This is a genomic window from Streptomyces sp. MA5143a, from assembly GCF_900290235.1.
Classification (GTDB): domain Bacteria; phylum Actinomycetota; class Actinomycetes; order Streptomycetales; family Streptomycetaceae; genus Streptomyces.
In genome coordinates this window covers 1-22,111 of the sequence record NZ_OLMK01000021.1, presented here as the reverse complement: position 1 = coordinate 22,111, position 22,111 = coordinate 1, and the positions used below count along the sequence as shown (strand labels likewise).

The 22,111-nt window shown below is 68.8% G+C and carries 20 protein-coding genes; 16 read left to right on the top strand and 4 right to left on the bottom strand.

What is annotated here, in order from left to right; all coding sequences use genetic code 11:
• Nucleotides 1–67 precede the first annotated feature (67 nt).
• From SMA5143A_RS10500 to SMA5143A_RS10490, 3 genes are all read left to right on the top strand, one after another.
• Complete coding sequence (locus tag SMA5143A_RS10500; protein WP_107462604.1) at nt 68–763, top strand: HAD family hydrolase; 696 nt, start codon at nt 68–70, stop codon at nt 761–763.
• A 450-nt stretch (nt 764–1,213) separates the two neighbouring features.
• Entirely contained in the window at nt 1,214–2,818 is a 1,605-nt protein-coding gene (locus SMA5143A_RS10495; protein WP_107462603.1) for an ABC transporter substrate-binding protein, read from the top strand.
• A gap of 82 nt (nt 2,819–2,900) precedes the next feature.
• Nucleotides 2,901–4,484 (top strand): ABC transporter substrate-binding protein, encoded by a 1,584-nt coding sequence (locus SMA5143A_RS10490; RefSeq protein ID WP_107462602.1) that lies wholly within the window; start codon nt 2,901–2,903, stop codon nt 4,482–4,484.
• 109 nt (nt 4,485–4,593) lie between these two features.
• Here SMA5143A_RS10490 and SMA5143A_RS10485 read toward each other — a convergent pair whose 3' ends face one another.
• Together SMA5143A_RS10485 and SMA5143A_RS10480 are read right to left on the bottom strand one after the other, a co-directional pair.
• On the bottom strand, nt 4,594–5,265 hold the full coding sequence (locus SMA5143A_RS10485; protein ID WP_055523022.1) for a response regulator: 672 nt from the start codon (nt 5,263–5,265) through the stop codon (nt 4,594–4,596).
• Between the two features lie 15 nt (nt 5,266–5,280).
• A complete protein-coding gene (locus SMA5143A_RS10480) occupies nt 5,281–6,198 on the bottom strand; it encodes a RecB family exonuclease (protein WP_107462601.1) in 918 nt (305 codons plus the stop codon).
• Nucleotides 6,199–6,439: 241 nt separating this feature from the next.
• Here SMA5143A_RS10480 and SMA5143A_RS10475 point away from each other — a divergent pair, with 241 nt between their 5' ends.
• The 3 genes from SMA5143A_RS10475 (at nt 6,440) to SMA5143A_RS10465 (ending at nt 10,011) form a co-directional block, all read left to right on the top strand.
• Nucleotides 6,440–8,272, top strand: a complete 1,833-nt coding sequence (locus SMA5143A_RS10475; RefSeq protein ID WP_107462600.1) for a site-2 protease family protein — start codon at nt 6,440–6,442, stop codon at nt 8,270–8,272.
• A 70-nt stretch (nt 8,273–8,342) separates the two neighbouring features.
• Complete coding sequence (locus SMA5143A_RS10470; RefSeq protein WP_107462599.1) at nt 8,343–9,245, top strand: tRNA (adenine-N1)-methyltransferase; 903 nt, start codon at nt 8,343–8,345, stop codon at nt 9,243–9,245.
• A gap of 190 nt (nt 9,246–9,435) precedes the next feature.
• The gene (locus tag SMA5143A_RS10465; protein WP_107462598.1) at nt 9,436–10,011 is read left to right on the top strand and encodes a hypothetical protein; all 576 of its coding nucleotides are present in this window, start codon (nt 9,436–9,438) and stop codon (nt 10,009–10,011) included.
• Between the two features lie 81 nt (nt 10,012–10,092).
• Here the strand turns inward: SMA5143A_RS10465 and SMA5143A_RS10460 are convergent, their stop codons facing one another.
• The gene (locus SMA5143A_RS10460) at nt 10,093–10,398 is read right to left on the bottom strand and encodes a ferredoxin (protein ID WP_107462597.1); all 306 of its coding nucleotides are present in this window, start codon (nt 10,396–10,398) and stop codon (nt 10,093–10,095) included.
• Nucleotides 10,399–10,640: 242 nt separating this feature from the next.
• Here SMA5143A_RS10460 and arc point away from each other — a divergent pair, with 242 nt between their 5' ends.
• From arc to prcA, 6 genes are all read left to right on the top strand, one after another.
• Nucleotides 10,641–12,407 carry a proteasome ATPase gene (gene arc / locus SMA5143A_RS10450; RefSeq protein ID WP_055521104.1) on the top strand — a complete coding sequence of 589 codons (1,767 nt, stop codon included), beginning with the start codon at nt 10,641–10,643 and terminating at the stop codon, nt 12,405–12,407.
• A 234-nt stretch (nt 12,408–12,641) separates the two neighbouring features.
• Nucleotides 12,642–14,153 (top strand): depupylase/deamidase Dop, encoded by a 1,512-nt coding sequence (gene dop / locus SMA5143A_RS10445; RefSeq protein ID WP_375136474.1) that lies wholly within the window; start codon nt 12,642–12,644, stop codon nt 14,151–14,153.
• Nucleotides 14,154–14,342: 189 nt separating this feature from the next.
• Nucleotides 14,343–14,558 (top strand): ubiquitin-like protein Pup, encoded by a 216-nt coding sequence (locus SMA5143A_RS10440; RefSeq protein ID WP_030606474.1) that lies wholly within the window; start codon nt 14,343–14,345, stop codon nt 14,556–14,558.
• A gap of 17 nt (nt 14,559–14,575) precedes the next feature.
• On the top strand, nt 14,576–15,184 hold the full coding sequence (locus SMA5143A_RS10435; RefSeq protein ID WP_181361803.1) for an endonuclease VII domain-containing protein: 609 nt from the start codon (nt 14,576–14,578) through the stop codon (nt 15,182–15,184).
• Nucleotides 15,136–15,981: a proteasome subunit beta gene (gene prcB / locus SMA5143A_RS10430; RefSeq protein ID WP_055521101.1), complete on the top strand. Its 846-nt coding sequence runs from the start codon at nt 15,136–15,138 to the stop codon at nt 15,979–15,981. The genes SMA5143A_RS10435 and prcB overlap by 49 nt, the downstream gene beginning before the upstream one ends.
• A gap of 69 nt (nt 15,982–16,050) precedes the next feature.
• Nucleotides 16,051–16,788: a proteasome subunit alpha gene (gene prcA / locus SMA5143A_RS10425; protein WP_055540797.1), complete on the top strand. Its 738-nt coding sequence runs from the start codon at nt 16,051–16,053 to the stop codon at nt 16,786–16,788.
• 100 nt (nt 16,789–16,888) lie between these two features.
• Here prcA and SMA5143A_RS10420 read toward each other — a convergent pair whose 3' ends face one another.
• Complete coding sequence (locus tag SMA5143A_RS10420; RefSeq protein WP_107462595.1) at nt 16,889–17,905, bottom strand: LacI family DNA-binding transcriptional regulator; 1,017 nt, start codon at nt 17,903–17,905, stop codon at nt 16,889–16,891.
• 155 nt (nt 17,906–18,060) lie between these two features.
• Between SMA5143A_RS10420 and SMA5143A_RS10415 the strand changes: the two genes are divergently transcribed.
• The 4 genes from SMA5143A_RS10415 to SMA5143A_RS10400 form a co-directional block, all read left to right on the top strand.
• A complete protein-coding gene (locus SMA5143A_RS10415; protein WP_107462594.1) occupies nt 18,061–19,320 on the top strand; it encodes an MFS transporter in 1,260 nt (419 codons plus the stop codon).
• Between the two features lie 9 nt (nt 19,321–19,329).
• The gene (gene pafA / locus SMA5143A_RS10410) at nt 19,330–20,691 is read left to right on the top strand and encodes a Pup--protein ligase (RefSeq protein WP_055517796.1); all 1,362 of its coding nucleotides are present in this window, start codon (nt 19,330–19,332) and stop codon (nt 20,689–20,691) included.
• A gap of 165 nt (nt 20,692–20,856) precedes the next feature.
• Nucleotides 20,857–21,849: an FKBP-type peptidyl-prolyl cis-trans isomerase gene (locus SMA5143A_RS10405; protein WP_107462593.1), complete on the top strand. Its 993-nt coding sequence runs from the start codon at nt 20,857–20,859 to the stop codon at nt 21,847–21,849.
• A 61-nt stretch (nt 21,850–21,910) separates the two neighbouring features.
• On the top strand, nt 21,911–22,111 hold a 201-nt coding region (locus SMA5143A_RS10400), incomplete at its 3' end, for an FKBP-type peptidyl-prolyl cis-trans isomerase (protein ID WP_181361802.1).

The window sequence follows — 22,111 nt, the reverse complement described above, 5'->3', positions numbered from 1 at the left end:
TCGGTCCACCGCAGGCCGGTTCCCCACCCGGGAACCGGCCTGCTCGTCCCACAAGGAGGTGCGCCGGATGACCACGACGATCCCCGCGCTAGGAACCCGGACGGCCGAAGGCTCCGCCCTGCAGGCCGTGCTCCTCGACATGGACGGAACCCTGGTGGACACCGAGGGTTTCTGGTGGGACGTGGAGGTCGAGGTCTTCCGCTCCCTCGGCCACACCCTCGACGAGTCCTGGCGTCATGTCGTGGTCGGCGGCCCCATGAGCCGCAGCGCGGGCTTCCTCATCGAGGCCACCGGCGCCGACATCACCCTCGCCGACCTGTCCGTGCTGCTCAACGACGGTTTCGAGGCCCGGATCGGACACGCCCTGCCGCTGATGCCCGGTGCGGCGAGACTCCTCGCCGAACTCGCCGCGCACGGCGTCCCCACCGCCCTGGTCTCCGCCTCCCACCGGCGCATCATCGACCGCGTCCTGACCACCCTCGGCCCCCAGCACTTCGCCCTGACCGTCGCCGGCGACGAGGTGGAACGCACCAAGCCGTTCCCCGACCCCTACCTCCTGGCGGCCGCCGGGCTGGGCGCCGACCCGGGCCGGTGCGCGGTCATCGAGGACACCGCGACCGGTGTCGCGGCCGCCGAGGCGGCGGGCTGCCACGTCGTCGCCGTGCCCTCCGTGGCCCCCATCACCCCTGCCACCCGGCGTACCGTCGTGACCTCGCTGGAAGAGGTCGACCTGCCATTCCTGCACGGCCTGATCACGCTCTGACGGCGACGGAAATGGGCCAGTCCATGCACCCAGCGTGAACAATTGAAAGCACAATAAAACCCAAGATCACTAACAGGCTTCCAGTGCCCGGAATTCCGGCCGGAGGAAACTGAATTCCCGCCATCGGGAAGCCCGTGCAGCCTGTGACGTTGACCACTCGGACCCGGCCCGCGCGGCCGGGTCCGGCACGTCCAAACCCCGCTTTCAGGGGCGATTGGCGCGCCCAAGTGTCCCGATTCGTGCAGGGTGCACCAAACATTCCACCGGTGCCCTCATCCGTGTGTCCGCACCCGGTTCCACAGCGTGAGGGGAACTCAACTCCGGTGCGCGCGGCCGCCTTACACGGGGCGGGCTAATCTCGACGCGGAAACATCGCCGTACCGCCCCGGGACCCGCCCGCACCACCCCGCTGGCACCCGTCCCGGAATTGAGCTCTGGAGAAACTCGAGCATGAACCGCAAGACCCTGGTGCTGCCGGCCGTCCTCGGCCTGCTCGCCCCGGTGATCGCCGCCTGCGGCGCCACCGACGGCGCGAGCAGCGACGGCGACGCGATCGTCGTCGGCACCACCGACCGGTTCACCGCCTCGAAGGAGGCTCCGGCCCCGATCGACCCGGCCTACGCCTACGACGTCGGCACCTGGAACATCCTCCGCCAGACCGTCCAGACCCTCCTCGTCCAGCCCAGCGGCGACGGCGAACCGGAGCCCGAGGCCGCCTCCCGCTGCGGCTTCACCGACACCGGCAGCGAGCGCTACGTCTGCACCCTGCGCGACGGCCTCAAGTTCGCCGACGGCAGCCCGATCACCGCCGAGGACGTCAAGTTCTCCATCGACCGCGCCCGCTCCATCAAGGCCGACAGCGGTGTCTTCGCCCTGCTCTCCACCATCGACCTCGTCGAGACCAAGGGCGACAAGCAGGTCATCTTCCACCTCAACGGCCCCGACGCCACCCTCCCGTACAAGCTGTCCACCCCCGTCGCCGGCATCGTCAACCCCGCCGACTACGACAAGGACAAGCTCCGCGACGGCTTCAAGGTCGACGGCTCCGGCCCCTACACCCTGGACGCCGAGGTCGAGAACAACGAGCTCGTCAAGGCCGTCTTCACCAAGAACCCCCACTACCGGGGCCACTTGGACCCGAAGAACGACCAGATCGAACTGCGTTCCTTCGCCGACCCCGACGCCATGGGCAGCGCGCTCGAGAACGGCGACATCGACCTGATGACCCGGACCATGACGCCGGAGCAGATCGACAAGTACGCCAAGTCCGAGGACGAGAACATCGACCTCATCGAGTCCTCCGGCCTGGAGATCCGCTACCTCGCCTTCAACACCGACGCGTCCCCGGTCAAGAGCACCGCCGTCCGCCGGGCCGTCGCCCAGCTCATCGACCGCGGCGCCCTCGTCTCCAAGGTCTACGGCTCCCAGTCCGAGCCCCTCTTCTCGGTCGTCCCGGCGGGCATCACCGGCCACTCCAACTCGTTCTTCAACAAGTACGGCGACCCCAGCGTCCCCAAGGCAACCGAGATCCTGAAGCAGGCCGGCATCACCACCCCGGTCAAGCTCACCCTGCACTACACGACCGACCACTACGGCGCCGCCACGAAGACCGAGTTCGAGGTCCTGAAGAAGCAGCTCGACGCCGGCGGCCTGTTCGACGTCACCATCAAGGGCGCGCCCTGGTCCACCTTCCGCCCCGCCGAACAGAAGGGCGAGTACGCCGTCTACGGCATGGGCTGGTTCCCGGACTTCCCGGACGCCGACAACTACCTCGCGCCCTTCCTCGACAAGGACAACTTCCTCAACTCGCCGTACGACAACAGCGAGATCCGCAGCAAGCTGATCCCCGAGTCCCGCCGCGAGGCCGACCGGCTCACGGCCTCCAAGAGCCTGACCGGCATCCAGGACATCGTCGCCGACGACGTGCCGATCCTCCCGCTGTGGCAGGGCAACCAGTACGTCGCCGCCCGCGACGACGTCACCGGCGCCGAGTACGCCCTCAACTCCGCCTCCACGCTCCAGCTGTGGCAGCTCGGCCGCGGCATCGGCGACTGACCGTCACTCCTCACCACGCGCGCCGGCACCCGGGGGAGTTCGGCGCGTCCCGACACCCGACGACGACACAAGGCACTCACACGTGAACATGCGCACCCAGTGGCCCGTCCTGACCATCGCGACAGGGCTGGCCGCCGGCCTGCTGACCGGCTGCGGCTCCGAATCCGGGGGGACCGGCGACTCCGGCTCCAACGTGGTGCTGGGGATGACCGACGACGTCCTGGCCACCGACCCCGCCTCCGGCTACGACCCGGGTTCCTGGCTCCTCTTCAACAACGTCTTCCAGTCGCTGCTGAGCTTCCCCAACGGCGCCACCGAGCCCGAGCCGGACCTCGCCGACGAGTGCTCCTTCGCCGACTCCAAGACCACCGTCTACGAGTGCACCCTGAAGAAGGGCCTGAAGTTCAGCAACGGTGAGGACCTCACCGCGAAGGACGTCAAGTTCTCCTTCGACCGCATGCTGAAGATCAACGACGACGCCGGCCCGGCGATCATGTTCCCCATGCTCGACAACGTCGAGACGCCGGACGACAGCACCGTCCGCTTCAACCTGAAGTACGCCGACGCCACCTTCCCCAGCAAGATCGCCTCCGGAGCCGGCGCCATCGTCGACGAGAGCTCCTACGACGCCGACGGTCTCCGCAAGGACGGTGAGGCGGTCGGCTCCGGCCCCTACAAGCTGGAGTCCTTCGGCAAGGACCAGGCCGTCTTCGCCGTCAACGACAACTACAAGGGCCCCGCCGACGTCGAGAACGAGGGCATCACCCTCAAGTTCTTCCACGGCAAGCAGGACGCCCTGAAGAAGGCCCTCCTGGAGGGCGAGGTCGACGTCGCCTTCCGCGGCCTCAGCGCCGGAGCCATCTCCGACATCGAGACCGACACCTCCACCGCCAGCGGCGTCGAACTCGTCGACGGCACCGGCGCCGAGGTCCAGCACCTCGTCTTCAACATGAACGACCCGGTCACCGGCAAGATCGGCGTCCGCCGCGCCATCGCCCACCTCCTCGACCGCGAGGCCCTCGTCGACGAGGTCTACCAGGGCACCGCCACCCCGCTGTACTCGATCATCCCGGCGGGCATCACCGGCCACAACACCGCCTTCTTCGACACCTACGGCGCCCGCCCCTCGAAGGCCAAGGCCGAGGCCGCCCTGCGCGCCGACGGCATCACCGACAAGGTCGAACTCACCCTCTGGTCCACGCCGTCCCGCTACGGCCCCTCCACCGACCAGGAGCTCGAGGCCATCGCCAAGCAGCTCAACGACTCCGGCCTGTTCGACGCCAAGGTCAAGTCCGTTGAGTTCGCCCAGTACGAGAAGGACATAGCCGCCGGCAAGTACGGCCTCTACGTCAAGGGTTGGGTCCCGGACTACCCGGACCCCGACAACTTCACCAGCCCCTTCTTCGGCAAGGGCAACGTCCTCGACAACAACTACTCCAACAAGACCATCACCGGTGAGCTCCTGCCGAGCACGGCCGCCCAGAGCGACCGCTCCGCCACCGAGCAGGAGTACGCCGAGCTGCAGAACCTCGTCGCCGAGGAGGTCCCCTTCCTCCCCGTCTGGCAGGCCAAGCAGTACGCCGTCATCCGCGACAACGTCTACGGCCTCGAGTACTGCCTCGACGCGTCCACCGTGTTCCGCTTCTGGGAGATCAGCAAGGACTGACGGCCCGTCCCCCGACGGCCCACCAGGCGTCGAGGCCCCCGTCAACACCCGAGGGCGCCCCCTTCACCACGAAGGGGGCGCCCTCGGCGCGTCGTCGACCCGGCGTCCGCTACTGCGCGCCGGGACGCACCAGCCCGCTCTCGTACGCGTACACCGCCGCCTGCACCCGGTCCCGCAGCCCCAACTTGGTGAGCACATGGCCCACATGCGTCTTCACCGTCGTCTCGCTGACGAACAGGTCGGCCGCGATCTCCGCGTTCGACAGACCCCGTGCCACCAGCTTCAGCACCTCGACCTCACGGTCGGTCAGCGTGTGCAGGGTGTCCGGCACCGGCTCGTCCCCCGACGGCAGATGCTCCGCGTACTTGTCGAGGAGCCGGCGCGTGATGCTCGGCGCCAGCATCGCCTCACCGCCCGCGACCACCCGGATCGCCTGCACCAGCTCATGCGCGGGCGCGTCCTTCAACAGGAATCCGCTGGCCCCGGCCCGCAACGCCTCCACCACGTACTCGTCCAGGTCGAACGTGGTCAGCACCAGTACCTTCGCCGGCCCGTCCCGCCCGGGACCGGTGATCTGACGGGTCGCCTCCACCCCGTCCATACGGGGCATACGAATGTCCATCAGAACCACATCGGGCTGCAACGCCCGCACCTGGTCGAGCGCCTGGAGGCCGTCTCCGGCCTCCCCGACGACCGCGAGGTCCTGCTCCGCCTCCAGAATCATCCGGAAGCCGGTACGCAGCAGCGGCTGGTCGTCGACCAGTAGGACGCGGATGGCCACGAAAAATCTCCTTCGCTAGTCCGGGCCCATTCTGCCCTGCGCCTCGGCGGGAGACTCCGGCGACCTCACCTGCAACGGATACGGCGGGGGAGTACCCCCGAATTCCGGACACACCGCCTGGTGATCACACCAGCCGCACAGCTTCGTCGGCCGGGGCCGCCACTCACCGGTCTCCGTGGCCAGCCGGATCGCCTCCCACAGCGCGAGCAGCTTGCGCTCCACCCGCTCCAGATCCGCCATCACCGGGTCGTACGTCAGCACATCGCCACTGCCCAGATACACCAGCTGCAGCCGACGCGGCACCACCCGCTTCAGCCGCCACACCACCAGGGCGTAGAACTTCATCTGGAACAGCGCGCCCTCCGCGTACTCGGGCCGCGGTGCCTTCCCCGTCTTGTAGTCGACGATCCGCACCTCACCCGTCGGCGCCACGTCCACCCGGTCGATGATCCCGCGCAGCCTGAGCCCCGAATCCAGCTCCGCCTCCACGAACAACTCCCGCTCGACCGGCTCCAACCGGGTCGGGTCCTCCAGTGTGAACCAGCGCTCCACCAGCCGCTCGGCCTCCGCCAGCCAGCCCGCGAGCCGCTCGCCCTCCGGGTCGTCCGCGAACAGCTCCACGACCTCCGGCCGCGACTCCCGCAGCCGGTCCCACTGCGCCGGCACCAGCGACTTGGCCTTCGGCGCCGTCCGCTCCACCGCCGGCGAGTCGAACAGCCGCTCAAGCACGGCGTGCACCAGGGTGCCCCGCGTCGCCGCCTCGCTCGGCTTCTCCGGCAGCCGGTCGATCACCCGGAAGCGGTAGAGCAGCGGACACTGCATGAAGTCACTGGCCCGCGAGGGCGACAACGAGGACGGCGGCGCCGCCTCCCGCGCGGGGCGCGCGCCCTCTTCGCCGGTGCCGGCGCCGGTGCCGTCGGTGCTGGTTTCCATGACGACAGACCATACGGCCCACCACTGACAGTGACCGCCATGGGGCAGCCGCGAGGAGCGTCGACCGGCCCGAACCTCCCCGGCCCGCCCCGCCCACCGAGAGGCCCGTGTGCCTGCTGCGACGCGGGGAAAACTGAGGGGGTGCCGGGGCGGAACCCAGGACGGCGACCGCATAGCATCGACCACAGACCCTTCCGCCACTGGACACCGGCGCGGAAGACGCTTCGAACGAGGGGACATCGTGGAGACGAGCGGCGGGAGCGGGCAGCCGCGGTCGGGCAACGGCGACGCGACCGAACACACGGACGGCGAGACCACCCACACCGCCGACCTCGCCCCCACCAACCCTGCCGAACCGACACCCGAGGGCACCCCCGCCCCCCGTCGAGACCCGCAGACCACGGAGGGCGCCGAGGGCGCCGAGGGCGCCGAACCCTCGGACCTCACGGACGAGACCGGGGCGGACACGAAGGCCGCCGGGGGAGCCGAGAAGCAGGGCGCCACCGAGGGCGCCCGGACGCCGGAGGCCGCCGGAGGCACGGAGGAGCTCGGAGAGCCGACCGCTCCCGAAAACCCCCAGTCACCCGCCGACGCGCAGCAGCCATCCGCCGACGCGCAGCCCTCCGAGCACCCCTCGCCCTCAGCGGACACGCAGCCGTCCGAGGAACCCCGCCCGGTCGACGGCCCCCGGCAGCCCGCGGACGCCCTCTCTCCGGAGGGCCACCGGCGAGCCGCAGACACCCCCTCGTCCGAGAGCCCTCAGCGACCCGACGTCCCCCACTCGCCGGACGGCCCCGCCTCTCTCCGCAAGGACCCCTCGGCCGAGTCCTCCGCCGGCCCCTCCTCCGGGTCCGAGGACACCGCCAGTACCGCTCGGCCCTTCGCCCACGGTGGCGGACCCAAGCCTCCCGAGCGGCCCAAGGAGCCCGGGGGCGGCATCCTCATGGGGCGGCCCTTCGGCGTACCCGTGTACGTCGCGCCCAGCTGGTTCCTCGTCGCCGCCCTCATCACCTGGGTATTCGGCGGCCAACTCGACCGCGTCCTGCCCGAACTCGGCGCCCTGCGCTACCTCGTCTCCCTCTTCTTCGCGGTCGCCTTCTACGCCTCCGTCCTCGTCCACGAACTCGCCCACACCATCGCCGCCCTCCGCTTCAAACTCCCCGTACGCCGCATCCAGCTCCAGTTCTTCGGCGGCGTCTCCGAGATCGAGAAGGAGTCCGAGACCCCGGGCCGCGAGTTCGTCCTCGCCTTCGTCGGCCCTCTCCTCTCCCTGGTCCTCGCCGGCGTCTTCTACCTCGCCCTCCTCGCCGTCGAACCCGGTACGGTCCCCGGCGTCCTGCTGGCCGGCCTGATGATCTCCAACCTGATCGTCGCCGCCTTCAACCTCCTCCCCGGCCTGCCCCTCGACGGCGGCCGCATGCTCCGCGCCGTCGTCTGGAAGATCACCGGCAAGCCCATGAGCGGCACCGTCGCCGCCGCCTGGGTCGGCCGCGCCCTCGCCCTCTCCGTGCTCATCGGACTGCCCTGGCTCACCCAGTCCGGCCTCTTCGGCGCCGACGCCACCGACAGCGTCGGCATGGACACCGTCCTCGACGCCCTGCTCGCCGCGATCCTCGCCGCCATCATCTGGACCGGCGCCGGCAACAGCCTCCGCATGGCCCGCCTGCGCGAACACCTCCCCGAACTGCGCGCCCGCGCCCTCACCCGCCGCGCCGTCCCCGTCGAGACCGACACCCCCCTCTCCGAAGCCCTCCGCCGCGCCAACGACGCCGGCGCCCGCGCCCTCGTGGTCGTCGACGCCGACGGCGAACCCCTCTCCCTCGTCCGCGAGGCCGCCATCGTCGGCGTCCCCGAACACCGCCGCCCCTGGGTCGTCGTCAGCGGCCTCGCCCAGGACCTCACCGACGGCATGCGCGTCTCCGCGGAACTCGCCGGGGAAGAACTCCTCGACGCCCTCCGCGCCACCCCCGCCACCGAATACCTCGTCGTCGAGGAGACCGGCGAGATCTACGGCGTCCTCTCCGCCGCCGACGTGGAACGCGCCTTCGTCAAGGCCATGGCCAGGCCCTCCTGACCCGCACGGCCCCCACCACCCGGGCACAGCCGTGGTCTCCGGCCCCTTCGGGGACCGGTAGGCTGGTCACATGTCCGAACCGACCGGTGCCGCCCGCCGTCGCGGGCCCTTCAAGGTCGGGGACCAGGTTCAGCTGACCGACCCCAAGGGCCGCCACTACACGTTCACGCTCGAAGAGGGAAAGAACTTCCACACCCACAAGGGTTCCTTCCCCCACGACGAGCTGATCGGCGCACCCGAGGGCAGCGTTGTCCGCACCACCGGTAACGTCGCCTACCTCGCGCTGCGCCCCCTGCTCCCCGACTACGTCCTGTCCATGCCCCGCGGCGCCGCCGTGGTCTACCCCAAGGACGCGGGGCAGATCCTCGCCTTCGCCGACATCTTCCCCGGCGCCCGCGTCGTGGAGGCCGGCGTCGGCTCCGGCTCGCTCAGCAGCTTCCTGCTGCGCGCCATCGGCGACCAGGGCATGCTCCACTCGTACGAGCGCCGCGCGGACTTCGCCGAGATCGCCCAGCAGAACGTGGAGCGCTACTTCGGCGGCCCCCACCCCGCCTGGCAGCTCACCGTCGGCGACCTCCAGGACAACCTGTCCGACACCGACGTCGACCGCGTCATCCTCGACATGCTCGCCCCCTGGGAATGCCTGGAGGCCGTCTCCAAGGCACTCGTCCCCGGCGGCATCCTCTGCTGCTACGTCGCCACCACCACCCAGCTCGCCCGGACCGTCGAGTCCATCCGCGAGATCGGCTGCTTCAACGAGCCGACCGCCTGGGAGACGATGATCCGCAACTGGCACATCGAGGGCCTCGCCGTCCGCCCGGACCACCGCATGATCGGCCACACCGGCTTCCTGCTCACCGCCCGTCGCCTCGCCGACGGCGTCGAGCCCCCCATGCGCCGCCGCCGCCCCGCCAAGGGCGCCTACGGCGAGGACTACGCCGGCCCCAACGCCGACGGCGGCAACGCCCGCTGACCCCACCGGCAACCCACCCTTGACGTGGCCGAGTTCCCCGCAGCGCCCGGGAACTCGGCCACGCCGCTCTCCCGTTGACGCGCCACCAGGGCACCCCACGAACCCCGCACCCCGCCGTTCCACCCCGCTGTGACGTGTGGCACCATGCGGGGCATCCCCACCGCCACAGCCCTCTCAGGAGACGCTCCTAGTGCAGCAGCCCGCGGTCCCGGAACTGGCACACGCGCACACCCGCCCGATCCACTGGCTCGCCACGGCCACCGCCCTCGCCGGAGTCGTGGCCCTGTCGTCGGCCCTCCAACCGGACGCGGCGAGAGCCGCCCAGCCCGGCCCCGGGCCCAAGCCCGCTCCGGCCGCGGTCGCCGCCCCCGACCCCGCCGACGTCGACCTGCCCCTGGACTGCGGCCCCGTGGACATCGTCATCAAGGAACAGGCGTCCGGAGACCTCGACGGCGACAGCCGCCCCGAGACGGTGGCCGTCGTCCACTGCGACGCCGCCATGGGCACCCCGCCCGACGCCGTCTACGTACTCACCCGCTCCACCGACGCCGCACGGCCCCGCGTCGTGGCCACCCTCGTCGCCCCCAAGGACCGCGACACCGTCACCGACTTCGCCGTCCGTGACGGAGCCGTCACGGCCACCCTGCACGGCTACTCCTCGCGCAAGGTGCCCAATTGCTGCCCCGACGTCACCGACGACGTCGAATGGCAGTGGCGGAACGGGGCGTTCGTCCGCTCGACGCCCGCTGGTACCCAAAGCGTGTGACACCCCGCCCAACGGGATGTGATCACCCGGCAAACCCGGTGTGAGAAAGCAGACACGGCATGGCGTGGAGTGCCCGACCGGTCACTCCGCGTCCGGGCCGTACACCTCGACCCTGTCCGAAACCCGGCGCACGTGGATGCACTCACCCGGACACTCCTTCGCCGAGTCCACCACGTCCGTCAGAAGCGGCAGCGGAACCGGCGTCGTCGCCCCCGGAGCCTGCAGCAACTCGTCGTCCACGCTCTTCACATACGCCAGCCCGTCGATGTCCAGCTCGAACACCTCGGGCGCGTACTGCGCGCAGATACCGTCACCGGTGCACAGGTCCTGGTCGATCCAGACCTCGAGCGCCTCGCCCACGGTCCCGGACTCCTGTCGCACGGTCATCTCTCCTGCCATTCCTCTCGCCACGGTCGGGAACCATGCAGGCCCTGACGGGTGTTGAACACTTCGACCCTACCCGGACCGGCTTCCCAATCATGTTCCGTGGGTATTCCCCTGGCGTGAGGGAGAGCGCAAGGGTGAAGATCGGACACACCCCGACCGTCTTTGTGATCTAGGGGTTTCAATCGACACCCACCCAGGTAGGGTCTGGAAGCGTCCAGCTCCCCTTGGAGGAGGTGAGGACCGTGGCAGCCCACGACGACGACATGAACCGCGGCATCCGCCCGGGACGAGGGTCCGACGACCCGGCCGGGCAGATTGCCTACCTTGAGCAGGAGATCGCCGTCCTGCGACGCAAGCTCGCCGACTCTCCGCGACACACGAGGATTCTCGAAGAGCGGATCGTCGAGCTGCAGACCAATCTGGCCGGCGTGTCCGCACAGAACGAGCGGCTCGCCAACACGCTCCGTGAGGCCCGCGACCAGATCGTGGCCCTCAAGGAAGAAGTCGACCGGCTCGCACAGCCCCCGGCCGGCTTCGGTGTCTTCCTCACGGCGAACGAGGACGGCACGGCCGACATCTTCACCGGAGGCCGAAAGCTCCGCGTGAACGTCAGCCCCAGCGTCGACCTGGAAGAGCTCCGGCGCGGCCAGGAAGTCATGCTCAACGAAGCGCTCAACGTGGTCGAAGCCATGGAGTACGAGCGCGTCGGGGACATCGTCACCCTCAAGGAGATCCTCGAGGACGGCGAGCGCGCCCTGGTGCTCGGGCACACCGACGAGGAACGGGTGGTACGGCTCGCCGAGCCGCTGCTGGACGTCACCATCCGCCCCGGCGACGCCCTGCTGCTCGAACCCCGCTCCGGCTACGTCTACGAGATCGTCCCGAAGAGCGAGGTCGAGGAACTCGTCCTCGAAGAGGTCCCGGACATCGGCTACGAACAGATCGGCGGCCTCGGCGGCCAGATCGAGGCCATCCGCGACGCGGTCGAGCTCCCGTACCTCTACCCCGACCTCTTCAAGGAGCACGAGCTGAGGCCGCCCAAGGGCGTCCTCCTCTACGGGCCCCCCGGATGCGGCAAGACGCTCATCGCCAAGGCCGTGGCCAACTCACTGGCCAAGAAGGTCGCCGAAGTGACCGGCCAGGCCGCGGGCAAGAGCTTCTTCCTCAACATCAAGGGACCCGAGCTCCTCAACAAGTACGTCGGCGAGACCGAGCGGCAGATCCGCCTCGTCTTCCAGCGTGCGAGGGAGAAGGCCAGCGAGGGCACCCCCGTCATCGTCTTCTTCGACGAAATGGAATCCCTCTTCCGCACCCGCGGATCCGGAGTCAGCTCGGACGTGGAGAACACCATCGTCCCCCAGCTGCTCGCCGAGATCGACGGCGTGGAAGGCCTGCAGAACGTGGTCGTGATCGGCGCCTCCAACCGCGAGGACATGATCGACCCCGCCATCCTGCGCCCCGGCCGACTCGACGTGAAGATCAAGATCGAGCGTCCCGACGCCGAGGCCGCCAAGGACATCTTCGGCAAGTACCTCACCGAGCGCCTCCCGCTGCACTCCGACGACCTCGGCGAGCACGGCGGCAGCAAGGCCACCACCGTCCAGAGCATGATCCAGACGGCAGTGGAACACATGTACGCCGAATCCGAGGAGAACCGCTTCCTGGAAGTCACCTACGCCAACGGAGACAAGGAAGTCCTCTACTTCAAGGACTTCAACAGCGGCGCCATGATCGAGAACATCGTCGGCCGCGCCAAGAAGATGGCGATCAAGGACTTCCTCGAGAAGAACCAGAAGGGCCTCCGCGTCTCCCACCTCCTCCAGGCCTGCGTGGACGAGTTCAAGGAGAACGAGGACCTGCCCAACACCACCAACCCGGACGACTGGGCCCGAATCTCCGGAAAGAAGGGCGAACGGATCGTCTACATCCGTACCCTGATCACCGGAAAGCAGGGTGCCGACACCGGACGCTCCATCGACACGGTGGCGAACACCGGACAGTACCTGTAAAAGACAGGGCGGCTGCGGGTGCCCTCAAGGGGGTACCCGCAGCCGACTGTTTTTCGGGTCACGGCTGGAGCAGTCAATGACGCAAATGATCTCCCCACCAGCGCGAAGCCGTTCTAGGCTCGTTCGTACCGCCGAGTCGCGCAGTGCGGGGACGGGCACCGCACACGCACCGGAGCGCCAGCGGTACTTGAGCAGCGTCCCCGACCGAGGGCGCCGCCGGGCAAGGAGGGCCGCATGACCGTACGGCGAGTAATGGGCATCGAGACGGAGTACGGGATCTCCGTCCCCGGCCACCCCAATGCCAATGCCATGCTCACCTCGTCCCAGATCGTGAACGCCTACGCGGCGGCGATGCACCGGGCCCGCCGGGCCCGCTGGGACTTCGAGGAGGAGAACCCGCTGAGGGACGCGCGAGGCTTCGACCTCGCCCGTGAGGCCGCCGACTCCAGCCAGCTCACCGACGAGGACATCGGCCTGGCCAACGTCATCCTCACCAACGGCGCACGCCTCTACGTCGACCACGCACACCCCGAATACAGCGCCCCCGAGGTCACCAACCCCCGGGACGCCGTCCTCTGGGACAAGGCCGGCGAACGGATCATGGCCGAAGCCGCCGATCGGGCGGCCCAGCTCCCCGGCGCACAGCCGATCCACCTCTACAAGAACAACACCGACAACAAGGGCGCCTCCTACGGCACGCACGAGAACTACCTGATGAAGCGGGAGACCCCCTTCTCGGACATCGTGCGCCACCTCACGCCGTTCTTCGTCTCCCGCCAGGTCTTCGCCGGCGCCGGACGCGTCGGCATCGGCCAGGACGGCCACGAACACGGCTTCCAGCTCAGCCAGCGCGCGGACTACTTCGAGGTCGAGGTCGGTCTGGAGACCACCCTCAAGCGCCCCATCATCAACACCCGCGACGAACCCCACGCGGACGCCGAGAAGTACCGCCGCCTCCATGTGATCATCGGCGACGCGAACCTCTCGGAGATCTCCACCTACCTGAAGCTGGGCACCACCGCCCTCGTCCTGTCCATGATCGAGGACGGCTTCATCGCCGTCGACCTCGCCGTCGACCAGCCCGTACGCACCCTCCACCAGGTCTCCCACGACCCGACGCTGCAACGCCTCATCACGCTCCGCAGCGGACGCACGCTGACCGCCGTGCAACTCCAGATGGAGTACTACGAGCTGTCGCGCAAGTACGTGGAGGAGCGGTTCGGGGCGGACGCCGACGACCAGACCAAGGACGTCCTCAGCCGTTGGGAGGACACCCTGAACCGCCTGGAGAACGACCCCATGAGCCTGGCCGGAGAGCTGGACTGGGTCGCCAAGCGGGAACTCATGGAGGGCTACCGGCGCCGTGACGGCCTCGACTGGGACGCCGCCCGGCTCCACCTGGTCGACCTCCAGTACGCCGACGTACGGGCCGAGAAGGGCCTGTACAACCGTCTCGTGGCCCGCGGCAGGATGAAGCGGCTCCTCGACGAGACGGAGGTCGAGCGGGCCCGTACGAAGCCGCCGGAGGACACCCGTGCGTACTTCCGCGGCCGCTGTCTGGAGCAGTACGCCGACGACGTCGCGGCCGCCTCCTGGGACTCCGTGATCTTCGATCTTCCGGGCCGGGATTCGCTCCAGCGGGTTCCAACCCTCGAACCCCTTCGCGGAACGCGAAATCACGTCAAGGAGCTCCTGGACCGCTGCCGCACGGCAGAAGACCTGGTCAGGGTCCTGTCCGGCAACTGAACAGGGCATCAATCGTGATCAGCCGGGCAGGGTGGAAACACCGCTGTCCGGGAATCATCGAGGTGGCCCCCGGACGTTGTGGAAACAACGGGGCCAATGTCAGACCGGGCTTGTAGGGTCTGATCATGACCGATCGGCAGGAAAGCCGACCTGCCGACCATGTCGGGCGAACTGAGCGGGGTGAGGGTTATGGCGACCAAGGACACCGGCGGCGGACAGCAGAAGGCCACCCGTTCCACCGAAGAGGTCGAGGAGGCGCCCGAGGCGCAGGCTTCGGAGGACCTCAAGGAACGGCAGGAGAAGCTGAGCGACGACGTCGACTCGGTTCTGGACGAGATTGATGATGTCCTCGAGGAAAATGCGGAGGACTTCGTTCGAAGTTTCGTTCAGAAAGGCGGTCAGTAGCCTTTAAAGCGAAGGCTATGGGGGCGCTCGAGTTGACAAGTGAAGACGGCGTGAAGTGTTGCTCGCGGTGCAAGGAGTCCAGGCCGCGGGCAGCCTTCGCCAGTAATAAGACGGCCCGTGATGGGTTGCAGGCCTACTGCAGGGAGTGCTGGGCGGAGTATCACCAAGCTCGGCAGCTGGCCAAGGGTAAGAATGTGCGACCGCGTGTGGAGACGCCAGAAGGGCACAAGTTCTGTCGGTGCTGCGGCCAGGTCAAGCCGCACAGTGAGTGGCATCGAAACGCAACGGCATCCGATGGCCTCTCGACTAGTTGCAAGGCATGCCGGGCTGCCAAGGGGCGCGCGGGTCACCTGAAGCGCAACTACGGCCTCACCGAAGCCGAACGCGACGAGATGATCGCCTCGCAGATGGGGCTCTGCGTGATCTGTTTGAAAGCCCCGGCCATTCATGTGGATCACTGCCACAAGACGGGTAAGGTCCGAGGCGTACTGTGCTTCAACTGCAATTCGGCCATCGGCAAGTTGGGAGATGATCCCGACGCTGTTCGTCGGGCTGCCGCCTACTTGGAAGGATCCTCGTGGAAGCCAACACTCGTAGCACCGGGCGTCTACCAGCTGCCTTCCTGACGCCTGGGTCGTCGTCCTTCATGGACTTCCTGTCTGACCACCAGCCGGAGCTGCTGCCCGGCAAGCGGCAGCTGCCGCCGACCCAGGGCGTGATCGAGGCCCCGCACGGCACGACGATCGTGGCCGTGACGTTCCCCGGCGGTGTGGTGCTCGCCGGTGACCGACGGGCCACGATGGGGAACATGATCGCGCAGCGGGACATCGAGAAGGTGTTCCCCGCGGACGAGTACTCGGCGGTGGGAATCGCCGGTACGGCCGGTCTGGCCGTGGAGATGGTCAAGCTGTTCCAGCTGGAGCTGGAGCACTTCGAGAAGGTCGAGGGGGCCCAGCTCTCCCTGGAGGGCAAGGCGAACCGTCTGTCGACCATGATCCGTTCCAACCTCGGCATGGCGATGCAGGGTCTGGCGGTGGTCCCGCTGTTCGCGGGCTACGACGTGGACCGGGAGAAGGGCCGCATCTTCTCCTACGACGTGACGGGCGGCCGTTCCGAGGAGTCCGGTTACGCGGCCACGGGCTCCGGCTCGATCTTCGCGCGCGGTGCCATGAAGAAGCTCTTCCGTGAGGACCTGACCGAGGAGCAGGCCACGACGCTCGTGGTGCAGGCTCTGTACGACGCGGCTGACGACGACTCGGCGACCGGTGGTCCCGATGTCGCCCGCCGGATCTACCCGATCGTCACCGTGATCACCGAGGACGGCTTCCGTCGGCTCACCGACGAGGAGTCCTCCGGGATCGCCCGCTCGATTCTGGAGCGGCGCCTGGAGCAGCCCGACGGTCCGCGGGCCGCGCTGCTCTAGCCGGTCCGGCGCGGGCGGCCCTCCTATCAAGGTGATCCAGTGACTTCGACAGAAAGGGACGGATAACCGGTGTCGACGCCGTTCTATGTCTCACCCCAGCAGGCCATGGCCGACCGGGCGGAGTACGCCCGCAAGGGCATCGCCCGTGGCCGCAGCCTGGTCGTGCTGCAGTATGCCGACGGCATCGTGTTCGTCGGCGAGAACCCGTCCCGTGCGCTGCACAAGTTCAGCGAGATCTATGACCGGATCGGTTTCGCGGCCGCCGGCAAGTACAACGAGTACGAGAACCTGCGGATCGGTGGTGTGCGCTACGCCGACCTGCGGGGGTACACCTACGACCGTGACGATGTGACCGCGCGCGGTCTCGCGAACGTCTACGCCCAGACGCTGGGCACGATCTTCTCCTCGGCGGCCGAGAAGCCGTACGAGGTGGAGCTGGTCGTGGCCGAGGTGGGGGAGACGCCCGAGGGCGATCAGATCTACCGTCTGCCGCACGACGGCTCGATCGTCGACGAGCACGGTTCGGTCGCGGTGGGTGGTAACGCCGAGCAGATCAGCAGCTATCTGGACCAGCGTCACCAGGACGGTATGTCCTTGGCGGAGGCCCTGAAGCTGGCGGTTCAGGCGCTGTCGCGGGACACCAACGGCACGCAGCGGGAGATCCCCGCCGAGCGGCTGGAGGTGGCGGTCCTGGACCGTACGCGTCCGCAGCAGCGCAAGTTCAAGCGCATCGTCGGCCGTCAGCTGGCCCGTCTGCTGGAGACGGACGGCGCGTCCACGGAGGCCGAGAGCTCCGAGGAGGAGTAGGCCCGGAGTCCAGCAGCACCCCGCCCGTAGTGCGCCCCGGCCGATCATGGCCGGGGCGCGCGGCGTTGGAGGGTGGCCGCCGCTCACCCCGATGGCGTATTCAGGCCCCTGAGCGGGCCGTGGAGCCCCGTACGACGAGTTCCACGGGGATGTCTCCCTGCTGGGGTGTGCGGCCCTCCAGGACGGCCAGGAGGGCGGCCATGCCGCGTTCCCCGAAGGTTTCGGCGTCGAGGCGCACGGTGGTGAGTTCGGGGTCGAGTGCGGTGGCGAGGCCGAGGTCGTCGACGCCGGTGACGGAGATGTCGTCGGGGACCCTGAGCCCGAGGCGGCGCAGTGCCTTGTAGGCGCCGGCGGCGAGTTTGTCGTCGTCGCAGACGAGTGCGGTGGGCCGGGGGCCGCCGGGCCCGGTGAGCGCGGCCTCCGTGGCGGCCAGGGCGCCCTCGATGGAGATGGGCGCGGATGCCGTCCGCAGGGTGGTTCCGGCGACCGAGGCGACCCGGGTGGCGAGTTCCTGGGCGCGTACCTCGAAGGTCCAGGAGGGGACGTCGGCGGCGAGGTGCAGGAAGTGGCGGTGGCCCAGGGCGAGAAGGTGGTCGGCGACCTGTCGTGCGCCGTCCCCGATGTCGAGGTTGACGGTGACAGCCCCGTGGCTGCCCCGGGGGTCGCTGTCGAGCATCACCAGGGGCAGCTGGTCGCCGCGGATGGCGCTGAGGGCGTCGGCGGCCATGGAGGAGGCGATGACGCCGTCGAGGGCGGCCTGGGCGGAGGCGAAGGGGTCGCGGGCGGGGCCGACGCCTTCGGGGGAGGGGTAGAGGACGACGCCGAAGCCGTGCCGGGCGGCCACGCGGGCGGCTCCCGTGTAGACGCCGCCGAAGAACTCGGTGGTGAGGGCGGGGACGACGAGGAGGACGGTGCGGGTGCGGCCGAGGCGCAGGTTGCGTGCGGCGAGGTTGGGCCGGTAGCCGAGGTCGCGGGCGGCTTCGCGGACGCGTTCGGCGGTGGTCTCGGAGACGCGGCCGCGCCATTTCTCGCCGAGGACGAGGGAGACGGCGGCCTGGGAGACGCCGGCGGCCTGGGCGACGTCACGGCTCGTGGGCCGTGTACTACCTCGTGCCACCGTGGGCGTGCTCCTTCGTGGGACTCCTGCGTATGGACTCGTCGTCCGCGCTCATGGTACGTATGGCAACGGACGTTATACGTAACACTTCCCCTGTCGGCCCGTGCGGACCGGTAGGGGCGGCGAGTCGACGAGAGTCGTTCGAGGGGCGGAACATGGCAGCCGGATACCTGGAGATCCTCAGGGCGCGGCACGCCGCGCGTCTGCTGGCGGGCACCCTGGTGGGGCGGTTGCCGAACGCGACGGCCGCGATCGCGATCGTGCTGTTCGTGCGTGCGGAGGGCGGGACGTACAGCCTGGCGGGGGCGCTGGCCGCCGTGTACGGCGTGGCGAACGCCGTGGGGCAGCCCCTGCTGGGCCGGCTGGTGGATCTGCGTGGGCAGCCGCGGGTGCAACTGCCCGCGGCGCTGGTGTCGGCTCTCGGCATGACCGTCTTCGCGCTCTCCGGTCTGGATCGGCTGCCGGTCGCGTATCTCTCGATGGCGGTCGCGGGGCTGTTCACGCCTCCGTTGGAGGGCGGCCTGCGGGCCCTGTGGTCGTCGGTCCTGCGCCGGGAGGACCAGGTGCACACGGCGTACGCGATGGACGCGGTGGCCCAGGAGGTCATGTTCACCGTGGGGCCGCTGCTGGTGACGCTGTGCGTGGCCCTGTGGTCCGCCGCGGCGGCGCTGATCGTGCTCAATGTCATCGGGGTGCTCGGCGCGCTGTGGGTGGTGGTCTCGCCGCCGTCCCGGGCCTGGCGGTCGGCGCCGCGCGAGGCGCACTGGCTGGGCGCGCTGCGCTCGCCGGGGATGCTGGCGCTGCTCGGCGCCTTCCTGTTCGTGGGGATCGCGCTGGGGTCGATCACGGTTGCCGCCGTGTCGTACGCGGACGGTCACGGCGGGGACGCGGTGTACGGCTGGTTGATGGCGGGCGTGGGCCTGGGCGCGCTGGTCGGTGGCACGGCGTACGGGGCGCGGCGGTGGAGCGGGGCGGCCGAGCGACGGTTGCAGGTCCTGGTGGGGCTGCTGGCGGTCTGTTACGTGCCGTTGACGCTGATGCCGGGTCCGGTAGGGATGACGGGGCTGACGACGCTCGCGGGGGTGTTCCTGGCGCCGGCGATCGCGTGCGGGTTCGTGCTGGTGGACCGGCACGCGCCGCGGGGGACGGTGACGGAGGCGTTCTCGTGGATCGTGACGACGTTCACTGTGGGCCAGTCGGCGGGTACGGCGGTGGCGGGGCCGGTCGTGGAGTGGGGCGGGACGCTGTGGGGCTTCGTGGTGCCGGGTGCCGCGGGGGCCGTGTCGCTGCTGGTTCTGCTGGCGACGGGACGGGTTCTGGCTGCTCCCTCGGGGGGTGCGGTGGTTGCGGTCTCATCGGAAAATGATCCAAACCGTGCTGTCGAACCCCGTTTCAGGTCGGTGGATCGGGCGTAATGTTCAGTCATGGACCGCCGCATTTTCGGGCTGGAGAACGAGTACGGCGTCACGTGCACGTTCAGGGGACAGCGCCGTCTGTCTCCTGACGAGGTGGCGCGGTACCTCTTCCGCCGTGTCGTGTCATGGGGCCGCAGCAGCAATGTGTTTCTGCGGAACGGGGCCCGCCTCTATCTCGACGTGGGCTCACATCCGGAATACGCGACACCCGAATGTGACAATGTGACCGAGCTGGTCACTCACGACAAGGCCGGCGAGCGCATTCTGGAAGGACTGCTGGTCGACGCCGAACGCCGCCTGCACGAGGAGGGAATCGCGGGCGACGTCTACCTCTTCAAGAACAACACGGACTCGGCGGGCAACTCATACGGTTGCCATGAGAACTATCTGGTGGCGCGGCACGGGGAGTTCTCCCGGCTCGCGGACATCCTCATTCCGTTCCTGGTCACGCGGCAGTTGCTGTGTGGCGCGGGCAAGGTGCTGCAGACGCCGCGTGGCGCTGTGTACTGCGTGAGTCAGCGCGCGGAGCACATCTGGGAGGGCGTCAGCTCGGCGACGACGCGTTCCCGGCCGATCATCAACACGCGTGACGAGCCGCACGCGGACGCGGAGCGGTACCGCCGGCTCCATGTGATCGTGGGCGACTCGAACATGTCCGAGACGACCATGCTGCTGAAGGTCGGGGCCACCGATCTGGTGCTGCGCATGATCGAGGCGGGCACGGTGATGCGGGACCTGACACTGGAGAACCCGATCCGGGCGATCCGCGAGGTCAGCCATGACATCACGGGCCGCCGCAAGGTGCGGCTGGCCAGTGGCCGGGAGGCGTCCGCGCTGGAGGTGCAGCGCGAGTACTTCGAGAAGGCCGTGGACTTCTGCGAGCGGCGCGGTATCCGCACGGGCACCGTGGAGCAGGTGCTGGAGCTGTGGGGCCGCACGCTGGACGCGATCGAGGCAGAGGACCTGGACCGGATCGGTACCGAGATCGACTGGGTGATGAAGTACAAGCTCATCGAGCGGTACCGGGCCAAGCACAACATGACCATGTCGCATCCGCGGGTCGCTCAGATAGACCTCGCGTATCACGACATTCACCGTCGTCGTGGGTTGTACTACCTCCTGGAGAGGAAAGGTCAAGCCGCCCGGATCTGCAATGACTTGAAGATCTTCGAGGGCAAGTCGGTTCCTCCGCAGACGACTCGGGCGCGGCTGCGTGGTGACTTCATCCGGCGGGCGCAGGAACAGCGCCGGGATTTCACGGTCGACTGGGTGCATCTGAAGCTCAACGACCAGGCGCAACGCACGGTGTTGTGCAAGGACCCGTTCCGTTCGGTGGACGACCGGGTGGAGAAGCTGATCGCAGGAATGTGAGCCGGAATGTTCCGTCCCGTCTCCCGCCCTCGAATTGACCCGGGCGGGAGGCATCCGAGTCGGAACGCAACGCGGGGCGCCGTACGTTTGCCGTACGGCGCCCTTCTCACGCCGTAGAGTTGCGCGCACGCATCCGACAAGATCGACCGATACGAGGCCCTCACCGTGCGCCGACGCTCACTCCTCATCGCTGTCCCCGCTGGACTGGTCACGCTCGCCGCCTGTGGTGACGACAAGTCCGACTCGGCCAAGGCCAGCAGCAGCCCGTCCGCGTCGGCGAGCGCGGCGAAGCCGCCGAAGATCGTGGACGGTCCGCTGCCCGCGATCACGGCCGGGGTGAAGTTCGACGAGAAGCCGACCGTCGCGAAGGGCAGTGGGGAGCCCTCGAAGAACCTGGCCGTGAAGACGGTCATCGCGGGCACGGGCAGGACGGTCGCCGAGGGCGACTACATCCAGGCGAACTACCTGGGGCAGATCTGGAACACGGCCAAGGTCTTCGACAACTCCTACGACCGCAAGACGCCGCTGGTCATCCAGCTGACCCCGCAGGGCATCATCGACGGCTGGCGCTATGCGCTGACCGGCAAGAAGGCCGGCAGCCGGGTCCAGATGGCCGTGCCGCCGACCTGGGGCTACGGCAAGCAGGGGAACGCCCAGGCGGGTATCAAGGGCGACGACACGCTGGTCTTCGTCGTGGACATCCAGAACACGTTCAACGCCAAGAGCTCCGCCAAGGGCAAGAACGTCCCGCAGAACGACGCGAAGCTGCCGAAGGTGAGCACGAACACCGACGGCAAGGCCCCCACCATCGACATCCCGAAGGTGGACCCGCCGACCGCCCTGGCCGCGACGTACATCATCGAGGGCGACGGCCCGGAGGTCGCCGCCGACGACAGCCTGCTGGTGCAGTACAAGGGCGTCATCTGGGACACCGGCAAGGAGTTCGACTCCTCGTACAGCCGGGACGCGCTGAGCTCGTTCGGGATGCAGCAGGTCGTCAAGGGCTGGCAGCAGGGCATGGCGGGCAAGAAGGTGGGCAGCCGCCTGCTGATCGTGATTCCGCCGAAGCTGGGTTACGGCGACACGCCGCCGAGTGGCAGCGACATCAAGAAGGACTCCACGATGGTCTTCACCGTGGACATTCTCGCGAAGATGTGAGTGCGCGGGATGCGAGACTGTCCCGCGTTGTCTTTTCGTACAAGAGCAGGAGCCTGAAGACGTGAGCATTGAGAAGCCCGAGATCGACTTCCCCGGTGGCGAGCCCCCGAAAAACCTTGAGATCAAGGACATCTGGGAGGGCGAGGGCGAGGTCGCGCAGGCTGGCCAGACCGTCACCGTGCACTACGTGGGCGTGTCCTTCAGCACCGGCGAGGAGTTCGACGCCAGCTGGAACCGTGGTACGCCGTTCCGCTTCCCGCTC

What these genes read in the sequence shown, in the direction of transcription:
- SMA5143A_RS10500 (WP_107462604.1), top strand. Translation starts at nt 68, where the DNA reads ATGACCACGACGATCCCCGCGCTAGGAACCCGGACGGCCGAAGGCTCC.
- SMA5143A_RS10495 (WP_107462603.1), top strand. Translation starts at nt 1,214, where the DNA reads ATGAACCGCAAGACCCTGGTGCTGCCGGCCGTCCTCGGCCTGCTCGCC.
- SMA5143A_RS10480 (WP_107462601.1), bottom strand. Translation starts at nt 6,198, where the DNA reads ATGGAAACCAGCACCGACGGCACCGGCGCCGGCACCGGCGAAGAGGGC.
- SMA5143A_RS10470 (WP_107462599.1), top strand. Translation starts at nt 8,343, where the DNA reads ATGTCCGAACCGACCGGTGCCGCCCGCCGTCGCGGGCCCTTCAAGGTC.
- SMA5143A_RS10460 (WP_107462597.1), bottom strand. Translation starts at nt 10,398, where the DNA reads ATGACCGTGCGACAGGAGTCCGGGACCGTGGGCGAGGCGCTCGAGGTC.
- dop (WP_375136474.1), top strand. Translation starts at nt 12,642, where the DNA reads ATGACCGTACGGCGAGTAATGGGCATCGAGACGGAGTACGGGATCTCC.
- SMA5143A_RS10440 (WP_030606474.1), top strand. Translation starts at nt 14,343, where the DNA reads ATGGCGACCAAGGACACCGGCGGCGGACAGCAGAAGGCCACCCGTTCC.
- SMA5143A_RS10435 (WP_181361803.1), top strand. Translation starts at nt 14,576, where the DNA reads ATGGGGGCGCTCGAGTTGACAAGTGAAGACGGCGTGAAGTGTTGCTCG.
- SMA5143A_RS10415 (WP_107462594.1), top strand. Translation starts at nt 18,061, where the DNA reads ATGGCAGCCGGATACCTGGAGATCCTCAGGGCGCGGCACGCCGCGCGT.
- pafA (WP_055517796.1), top strand. Translation starts at nt 19,330, where the DNA reads ATGGACCGCCGCATTTTCGGGCTGGAGAACGAGTACGGCGTCACGTGC.